Origin of the sequence: Streptomyces odonnellii (assembly GCF_000981895.1) — a bacterium.
In the GTDB taxonomy this organism is placed as follows: domain Bacteria; phylum Actinomycetota; class Actinomycetes; order Streptomycetales; family Streptomycetaceae; genus Streptomyces; species Streptomyces odonnellii.
The window spans coordinates 1-9,554 of record NZ_LATD01000405.1; the positions used below are offsets into that span (position 1 = coordinate 1).

Genomic DNA, 9,554 nt, shown 5'->3' on the forward strand with positions numbered 1-9,554 from the left:
CCCTTCGAGCCGATGCGGGACGGGGGCGGACCGATGGGGCAGACGGGGGGCCGGGCGGTCTCCTAGCCTTCCCGCCATGCGACTCACACACCTGAGACGTTTAGGTCTCTCCATCGTCCTCGCCCTCGCCGCCGCGCTGTTCGGCCTGGCCCAGCCGGCCTCCGCCGACACCCCCGACCTGGCCTTCTCCGTGGACCAGCCGGTCACCGTCCCCGGGTCCACGGTCAACATCACGATGACGCTCACCAACAACCAGGCCACGGACATCTGGTTCGTCTACCAGTCCGTCCAGCCCACCTGGGCCACCACCCAGCGCAGGGATCTGAAGTACTCCTTCGTCTCGTGCACCGCCGACGGTGTCGCCTGCAGCGGGACCGGCACCACCACGCTCGGTGTGAACTACGAGATTCCGCTCCCGCCCGGGGCGACCCGTACCGTCACGCTGTCCTACAGCATCGCCGCCGACTCCGGCTGCAACGCCGACATCGCCTTCTACTCGTACCTCTACTACGAGTACAACTACGGCCAGAATGTGAAGGACGGCACCTACACCACGCCGACGACCCGGCTGAACTGCGCGCCGCCCCCGGCTCCCGCCGCGGCCCGCGCCTGACACCTCGGGTCACCGGTCCGCCCGTCGCGGACTTTCGTGACACAGCGCCGAGAGCGCCGTAATCGCGCCGAATGAGACGACTGGGACGGCATGGGCCACCCAGGGCACACGGGCGGGATACCCCATTCGCGGGTATCCCGCCTTCGGTTGTGCCGCAAGGCCCGGACGCGGCAAAAGTATGATCGCGGACATGCCGGGCCCGCCGTGAGGGCCGGTCCGGGACACCGGGATCGCCCGCGTTTTTCCGTCATGTTTCACAATCGGCGCACGAAACCCCCACGCGCCCACCACCATGTGAGACATCAGAGCGCGGCGCCGGCCTTCCGTACGAGGGCCGGCGCCGTGCTGGGGGTTGGGGTCCGGGCGGTCGGGAGAACCGACCGGACCCGCCGGGGAGGGATTCGACCGTATGAAGCGGAGCATTCGCACGACCGCACTGACCACCGGAGCGCTGCTGCTCGCGCTCGCGTTACCCACGGCGCCGGCGATCGCCGACGAGCCGGCGCCCCGTGTCGATCTGCGTGTCCTGGTCGTCACCGACGGCGGCCCCGCCACGGCCGCCATCGCCGCCGAACTCGACACCGCGGGCACGCCGTACACCCTTGTGGATCTCGGACGCTCCGACCGGCCCGTGATCGGACCGGCGTTCCTGGCCGACACGGTGGACGGCAGGCCGCGGGCGAAGTTCCAGGCCGTCGTACTGCCCAACGACAACCCGTTCCAGGCCGGTTCACCGGAGATGGCGGCCCTCGTCGCCTATGAGCAGACGTACGGGATCCCTCAGGTCGACGCGTACACCTACGCGCGCCCCCAGGCCGGCCTCGAAGTTCCCACCGCCGGGGGCTACAGCGGTTCCGCCGACGGTATACGGGCCCAGGTGACCCCCGCGGGCAACGCGGGCCCCTTCGGCTATCTCGACGGCGAGGTGCCCTTCGAGGACAACGCGCCCGACGTCGGGGAGAGTTACGCCTTCCTGTCCCGCCCTCGGGCCGGCGCCGATTTCACCACCTATGTGGACGCGCCGATCCCCGGCTCCACGGCCAGGGGCTCCCTCGTCGGCGAGTACCGGCACGACGGCCGCCGGGAACTGGTCGTCACCTTTGCATACAACCAGTATCAGCAGCAGTTCAGGCTGCTCGCCCGGGGCATCGTCGACTGGATGACCCAGGAGGTGCGCCTCGGTGTCTCCCGGAACTACTTCTCCGTCCATGTGGACGATGTGTTCGGCGCCGACGACCGCTGGGACCTCCTGCTCAACTGCACACCGGGCGATGTGGACTGCCCGCCGGGCCAGGGCACCCAGAACCCCATCCGGATGTCGGCCACGGACGTACGGGACGCCGCCGACTGGTCACGCCGGCGCGGCTTCACACTCGATCTCGCGTACAACGGCGCCGGCAGCGAGCAGCACCGTGTGGACAACGGCGGCGCCGATCCGGCGGGCGACGAATTCCTGGCCAGGCGTGCCGACTTCCGCTGGCTCAACCACACCTATGACCACGCGTTCCTCGGCTGCGAGCAGGATGTCTCCGTCGTCCCGTGGAAGTGCGCCACCAGCGCCGACGGCAGCACACGCTATGTCGGCCGCACGGAGATCTCACGGCAGATCTCCGACAACCGGGAGTGGGGCCAGCGGGCCGGACTCCCGCTGCGCAACGAGGAGTTGGTGACCGGTGAGCACTCCGGGCTGAGGGTGCTGCCGCAGCAGCCCGACGACAACCCGAATCTCGCTCCCGCGCTCGCCGACAACGGCGTCACCTGGCTCGCCTCCGACAACTCCCGCGACCCGGGGCAGCGCACCGTCGGCTCCGCGCTCACCGTGGCCCGGTATCCGATCAACATCTTCTACAACGCGGGCCGGACGTCCGAGCAGGTCGACGAGTACAACTGGCTCTACACCAGCCGTGCGCAGGGCGGCAGCGGACTGTGCGAGGAACTCGCCAACACCACCTGCCTCGACGCGCCCCTGGACACCGCGACCGGCTATGCCGACCACATCGTGCCGCTGGAGACGAGCATCGCCCTGGGACACGTGCTCGCCAACGACCCGCGGCCGCACTTCATGCACCAGTCCAATCTCGCCGAGGACCGGATCGGATATCCGGTGCTGAACGCGGTCCTCGACCGGTACGCGGCCCTCCACGCCGACAACACCCCGCTGGTGAACCCCCGGATGAGCGACATCGGCGAGGAGCTGCGCAAGCGCAACGCGTGGAACGCCGCCGTCAGGAGCGGCGCCGTCACCGCCTTCCGGATCGGCGGCACCGTGACCGTACAGGCCCCGGAGAACGTCGCCGTGCCGGCCGGCATGCCGACCGGGACGACCCAGAGCCTTCCGGCGGGAAGTACGGGCTTCGGGCAGCCGTACGCCGGGACCGTCTCCGGCTGGGTCTCGCGCGCGGCCGGCCAGGACCGTGTCACGCTCGTGCTGCCCGCGGCCCTGGCGCCCGCCGCCGGCCCCGGCCACGCCGCCGTGGCGGAGCGGGCGGCGGGTCAGGCCGGCCGGCCCGCACTCCAGGCCGACGAGGCGTCATCGGCGACCGCGCCTCGCGCGCCGCTGCCCGCCGGTGTGCTGCGGCCCGTGCGGCCCGGCACCGGCTACTGATCCCGGCTTTCCCACTCCCGGCACAGGGTCCCGTCCGCCGCGCGGCCGGCGGGACCCCGCCATGCCCCGCACTCTTCTCGCCGTGGAGCGCCTCCATGTCCCTGCGTCACCACGCGCCACGTCCCGGCGCGGCACGTGTCACCCTGCTCACCGAAGGCACCTACCCCCATAGCCACGGCGGTGTGAGCGTCTGGTGCGACCAGCTTGTCGGCGGTATGCCCGATGTGGACTTCCATGTTGTCGCGGTCACCGGAACCGGCCGCGAGAGCACCGTCTGGGAGCTGCCTCCTCAGGTGACCGGACTGGACTCGGTCCCGATGTGGGGGCCCGCTCCCGACGGGGCCATGCCGCGCGGTCGCGCGCTGCGCCGGCTGATGGCAGCGTACGAGCGGTTTCTGACCGCGCTGCTCGACCCGGCCGCCGAGAGCGGTTTCGCCCCGGCTCTGTACGAGATGGCGCGCGCCGCGCAGGACGGGACGCTCAGCCCCGCCCTGCGCGACGACCGCGCGGTGCGGATACTGACCGCCGTCTGGAACCGGCCGGGACTGCCCGTACGCGAGGCCCGTCCCACCCTGTACGACGCGGTCACCGCCACCGGGCTCTTGGAGCACGCGCTGCGTCCGTTCGCCGCGCGCCCGCCGGAGCGGGGGGTGAGCCACGCGGTCAGCGGCGGTGTGGCCGCGCTGCCCGGCCTGGCCGCGGCCGAACTCCACGGTGTGCCACTGCTTCTGACGGAGCACGGGGTCTATCTGCGGGAGCGCTATCTCGGCTACCGGACGGCCCCGTACCGCTGGCCCGTGAAGGCGGTCCTGCTGGGATTCTTCCGGCTGCTGGCGGAGGAGACGTACCGCAGGGCCGCGCTGATCACTCCCGGGAACCGTTACAACCGGCTCTGGGAGGAGCGGGGCGGAGCCGATCCGCGGCTGATCCGCACGGTGTACAACGGGGTCGACCCCGCCGCGTTCCCGCCCGCCGGACCCGAACCGGATCTGCCGACCCTGAGCTGGGCGGGACGTGTCGACCCGATCAAGGACCTGGAAACGCTGATACGGGCGTTCGCACGGGTCCGTTCCGAGCTGCCGGGTGCGCGGCTCCGGCTCTTCGGCGGCACCCCGCGTGGCGGCGAGGCCTACCGCGAGCGGTGCGAGGAACTGGCCTCCTCCCTCGGCCAGGGCGACGCCGTCACTTTCGAGGGACGGGTGGACGAGATCAAGGACGCCTACGCGGCGGGAAACGTGGTGATGCTCTCCAGCATCAGCGAGGGATTCCCGTTCACGCTGATCGAGGCGATGTCGTGCGGGCGGGCGACCGTCTCGACCGATGTCGGCGGCGTGCGCGAGGCGGTGGGCCCGACCGGTCTCGTGGTCCCTCCGCGCGAGCCGGCCGCCATGGCGGCGGCCGCGCTGGAACTGCTGGCCGATCCGCCGCGGCGTGCGGCGATGGGCGAGGCGGCACGGCTGCGGGTGATCGAACAGTTCACCCTCAGACAGACGGTGGACACGTTCCGGGCCATCTATCTTGAAATGTCCGCGGGCGGCTCCCGCTCCGTCGCCGTTCCGCCTCTCGCAGACCCGGTGCCGTCCCCTGCCGCGCCCACGGTCCGGTTCCCGGCCGCGGCGCGGGCGGCGCGTCTCGCCGCCGCCGGACATCCGGCCGCCGTCGATCTCGGGGGAATGGCGGGATGAGCGGCCCGATACCCCTGGAGCCCGGCGGCGGGCAGGACGACACCCTGTCTCTGAGACTGGCGGCCGGCAGCGGTTCCGCCGGCACCGCGTCCGGCGGGACAGTTTCCAGCGGGACAGCTTCCGCCGGGAGCGAGACGACCCTCGCGCTGCGGCTGCCCCGTATCGGCCACATCGGGCGACGCTCGCGGACCGACGATCCCGTGGACCGGCTGGCGGCCGAACTGGCCGACCGGATAGGGCCCGCCGTGCACGCGTACGAGGTGGCGGCGCTGCTGGAGTCCGAGGGGCTGACCGGTGAGCGGATACAGCGTCAGTACGGGCATCCGGATCTGTTCTCGCTCGCCGAGGACCTGTTCCGCAAGGTGCCCCGCAGCTTCCCGGAGCCGCCTTCTCCACCCGATCCCTGGGCCCCCGACCATGTCCGGTGCGTCCTGCGCGGGGCGCTGTTCGCCCTGCCGGCCCTGGCGTATCTCCTGGTCCCCCCGCTCCAGCACGGCGGACGGGAGGCCCAGGGGCTGATCGCCGCCGCGCTGTTCTCCTGGGCGTGGGGCCAGGCGCTCGGACACCGTACGTATCTGCGGCTCGCCGTCGGCACCCACGAGGCCGGCCGGACACTGCTCGCCGGGGCGCCGGCGGGAGCGCTGCTGGCGTCGGCCGTGGGGGCGGCCGTCGCCGCGACCGGTCCGGCGGCGCTCTTCGCCGCGGCGCAGTCCTGCTACCTCGCGGCGGCAGGTGTCCTGCTGGTGCTCGGCCAGGAGCGCGTGCTGCTGGCGACGCTCGTCCCGGTGACGGCGGGAGCCGCGGCGCTGCCCTGGTGGGAGCCCGGTCCGCCGGTGCGCACCGGACTTCCGCTGCTCACCCTCGCGCTGGTCGTCGCGGCGGCGGGCCACGCCGTACGGGGAACGCTCAAGGCGCCTCCCGTGCCGGACGTCCGGCGGCCTCCGGTACGGGCCTCCCTGCCGTACGGTCTGTTCGGCCTGGCGGCCGGGGTGCTGGTGCTCTGGGTGGGGCGCGGCCATACGCTCGCCGTGGTCGTGCTGACCGTGAGCATGGGCCCCGCGGAGTGGCTGCTGTACCGCTACCGGGGGCTCTCCGTGGCGGCGCTGCGCGCGGCCACGACACCACGTGGCTTCCGGCTGCGCTCCGCCGCCGTTCTGACGGGCTGTCTGACCGCGTATGTCCTGCCGCTGATTCCCGGAGCACTGCTGACCGGAGCCGATCCCCTGCCGCTGGTCGCGCTGGGGGCGACGCTGTGGACGGCTCTGCTGCTACAGGCGTTCGGCATCGGCCGGCTCCCGGCGGCGATCTGCTGCACGGTGGCGGCGGGTCTCACCGCCGCCCATCTCCTGAACGCGCCATCGGCCCCCCTCACGCTCGCACTGTCCTGCGGCGCCGCGGCGGCCCTGCTCATCGGCTGCGCGGTGTGGCTGCTGGGCAGGCCGACGGCGCACGCCTGACCGGCCCGGCCGCGCCCACCGCGCCACCGCCACGCACGGCGGCCCGGCCTCCGCACCACCATCCGCAGACGACCGTCCGCAGACGACCAACAACAGACCACGCGAGGAGACACCCGTTGACATCCGCACCGCTCGTAGCCGTCACCGGAGCCGAGGGCTTCATCGGCTCACACCTGACCGAGGCGCTCGTGGCGTCCGGACACCGCGTCCGGGCCATGGTGCAGTACAACTCCTTCTCCTCCTACGGCTGGCTGGAGGACCTTCCGTCCGACGTACTCGACCAGGTCGAGATCGTGCTCGGGGACGTGCGTGACCCCGGCTCCGTCCGGACCCTGGCCGAGGGCGCGGAGACGGTCTACCACCTGGCCGCCCTCATCGCGATCCCCTACTCGTACCAGGCGCCGCACAGTTACGTGGACACCAATGTGACGGGCACCCTCAACGTGCTGGAGACGGTCCGCGCGCTGGGCACTCCCCGGCTGGTGCACACCTCGACCAGTGAGACCTACGGCACCGCGCGGACCGTGCCCATCACCGAGGACCACCCCATCCAGACCCAGTCCCCGTACGCGGCCTCCAAGGCGGGTGGGGACCGGCTCGCCGACAGCTACCACGCCAGTTTCGGCACCCCGGTCGTCGTCCTGCGTCCGTTCAACACCTACGGTCCCCGCCAGTCCATGCGGGCCGTGATTCCCACGGTGATCGGCCAGGTCGCCGCCGGGTCGCGGACCGTCACGCTCGGGGATCTGCGGCCCACCCGCGACTTCACCTTCGTGTCCGACACCGTCCGCGCCTTCCTGGCCGTGGGAACCGCCCCGGCCGCCACCGTCGTGGGCCGGACCTTCAACGCGGGGACGGGCGACGAGATCTCGATCGGCGATCTGGTCCGGCTGATCGGCAAGGTGATGGGGGCCGAACTGGCCGTACAGGAGGACGGACAGCGCATCCGTCCCGCCGACTCCGAGGTGATGCGTCTGGTCGCGGACGCCGGGCGGCTGCGCGCGGCCACCGGCTGGGCGCCGGAACACGACCTGGAGAGCGGGCTCGCCCGCACCGCGGACTTCTTCCGTGATCCCGCGAACCTCACCCGCTACAAGGCCGGCATCTACCACATCTGATCCGCGCGCCACCCCGGCCAATCCGCCCGAACTCGTCACCGGCGGCCCTGCCGGGCCGCCCCGCACACAGGGAGACATTCCATGCACGCAGTGATCCTCGCCGGCGGCAAGGGCGTCCGCTTACGCCCTTACACCACGGCACTGCCCAAACCCCTCGTACCGATCGGCGACCAGCACGCCATTCTGGAGATCGTGCTCCGGCAGCTCGCCGCCGCGGGATTCACCAGTTGCACCCTCGCCATCGGCCATCTGGGACAGATCATCCGGGCCTATGTCGGAAACGGCTCCCGCTGGGGGCTCCAGGTCGACTACTCCAGTGAGGAGAGCCCGCTCGGCACCCTGGGCCCGCTGCTGACGATGCGGGACCGGCTGCCCGAGACCTTCCTCGTGATGAACGGCGACATCCTCACCGATCTCGACTACCGCGATGTGCTCCTGCGCCACCGCGCCTCGGGCGCGCCCCTGACGATCACCACATACCCTCGCAAGGTGCACATCGACTTCGGTGTGCTGACCACGGACGCCGGACGGGTCGTCGGCTTCACCGAGAAGCCGAGCATGGACTACCGGGTCTCGATGGGCGCCTACGGGCTGAGCCGGGCGACCCTCGACGCCTACACCGCCGGGCTGCCGCTCGGATTCGACGAACTCGTGCTGGATCTGCTGAGATCGAGCAATCCCCCGCACGCCTACGAGTTCGACGGATACTGGCTCGACATCGGCCGCCCCGACGACTACGACCGCGCGAACGCCGAGTTCACCACCTACCAGTCCCTTCTGCTCAAGGGAGCCTGAGCACCTCATGCGCATCCTGGTCCTGGGCATCACCGGATACCTGGGCGGGCACGCCGCCGAGCAGCTTCGCACCCTGCCCGGTGTGCGGCTGCTCGGCGCCGGCCGTACCCCGGCGGCGGGGCCGGCCGTCGATCTCGCCACCATGGACACCCGTCAACTGGCGGATGTGGTCGCCTCGCTCGCCCCGGACGCCGTCGTCAACTGCGCGGGCGCCGTCGGCGGTGACGCGGTGACACTCGCCGAGGTCAATGCCCGGGGCCCCGCGGTGCTCTGCGCCGCCCTGCGGGAGGCGGCTCCCCGGGCGCGGCTGGTCCATCTCGGATCCGCCGCCGAGTACGGTCCGACCGCACACGGCGAGCGGGTCACCGAGGCCGCCGCCACCCGGCCCGCAGGTCCCTACGGTGCCACCAAGCTCGCGGGCACCGTCGCCGTCACCACGGCCGGGCTGGACTCCGTGGTGCTGCGCGTGGGCAACCCGGTCGGGCCGGGCGCCCCGTCCGCCGGGCTGCCGGGCCGTGTGGTCCGGCAGCTCCGGCTGGCCGGCGCGGATCCCGACGCCGTCGTGCGGCTCGGCGATCTCTCGGCGTACCGGGATTTCGTCGACGTACGGGACATCGCCCGCGCGGTCGTGCTGGCCACCACCACGCCGGGGCCGCTGCCCCCCGTACTGAACATCTCCGGCGGACAGGCGCTCCCGGTCCGTGAGCTGGTGCACGGCCTGGCCCGGGCGGCGGAGTTCCGGGGCCGGATCGAGGAGACCCTGGACGGCTCCGCGCGCTCCGCGGACGTGTCCTGGCAGTGCTCGGACATCACGGCCGCCGCGGACGCGCTCGACTGGGTTCCGCGGTACGGACTGGAGGAGTCCGTGGCCGCCCTGTGGGCCTCCGCACGTACCGGGCCGGCACCGGAACCGGCCGGGGACCGTGTGCGGTGAGCCTGCTCGTACCGCTGTACATCCACCCCGCCGAGGACCCGGCCGCCTGGCGGCTGCTGACCTCGGCGACCGGGCTGCTCTACGGTGTGGTGCTCAACCCCGGTGACGGTCCCGGGCGTTCCTCGGACCCCGCGTTCGTCTCCGCCGCCTGTGCGCTGCGGGAGGCGGGCACCCGCGTTCTCGGTTATGTCGATCTCGCCTACGGGGAGCGGCCGGGCACCGACGTCAGGGACGATCTGGACCGGCACCGCGAGTGGTACGGCACCGACGGCTGCTTCCTCGACCGGGCACCCGCCGACGCGGGCGAACTGCGCCGCTGCCGCCGTCTGGTCCGCGCCGCGCGGCGC

8 protein-coding genes are annotated in these 9,554 nt (G+C 72.2%); all 8 read left to right on the forward strand.

Annotated elements, in window-relative coordinates; genetic code table 11:
• Positions 1-76 precede the first annotated feature (76 nt).
• Positions 77-613, forward strand: coding sequence for a hypothetical protein (locus WH07_RS31215; RefSeq protein ID WP_046507534.1), 537 nt, complete (start codon positions 77-79; stop codon positions 611-613).
• Between the two features lie 409 nt (positions 614-1,022).
• Positions 1,023-3,218 (forward strand): hypothetical protein, encoded by a 2,196-nt coding sequence (locus WH07_RS31220; RefSeq protein WP_046507537.1) that lies wholly within the window; start codon positions 1,023-1,025, stop codon positions 3,216-3,218.
• A 95-nt stretch (positions 3,219-3,313) separates the two neighbouring features.
• Positions 3,314-4,903, forward strand: coding sequence for a GT4 family glycosyltransferase PelF (gene pelF / locus WH07_RS31225; RefSeq protein ID WP_046507540.1), 1,590 nt, complete (start codon positions 3,314-3,316; stop codon positions 4,901-4,903).
• Entirely contained in the window at positions 4,900-6,360 is a 1,461-nt protein-coding gene (locus tag WH07_RS31230; RefSeq protein ID WP_046507541.1) for a hypothetical protein, read from the forward strand. Before pelF ends, WH07_RS31230 begins: the two co-directional genes overlap by 4 nt.
• Positions 6,361-6,476: 116 nt before the next feature.
• Positions 6,477-7,478: an SDR family NAD(P)-dependent oxidoreductase gene (locus tag WH07_RS31235; RefSeq protein ID WP_046507544.1), complete on the forward strand. Its 1,002-nt coding sequence runs from the start codon at positions 6,477-6,479 to the stop codon at positions 7,476-7,478.
• Between the two features lie 81 nt (positions 7,479-7,559).
• Complete coding sequence (locus tag WH07_RS31240) at positions 7,560-8,273, forward strand: nucleotidyltransferase family protein (RefSeq protein WP_046507547.1); 714 nt, start codon at positions 7,560-7,562, stop codon at positions 8,271-8,273.
• A 7-nt stretch (positions 8,274-8,280) separates the two neighbouring features.
• A complete protein-coding gene (locus WH07_RS31245; RefSeq protein WP_046507550.1) occupies positions 8,281-9,207 on the forward strand; it encodes an NAD-dependent epimerase/dehydratase family protein in 927 nt (308 codons plus the stop codon).
• On the forward strand, positions 9,204-9,554 hold a 351-nt coding region (locus WH07_RS31250), incomplete at its 3' end, for a spherulation-specific family 4 protein (protein ID WP_046507552.1). The genes WH07_RS31245 and WH07_RS31250, both read left to right, overlap by 4 nt.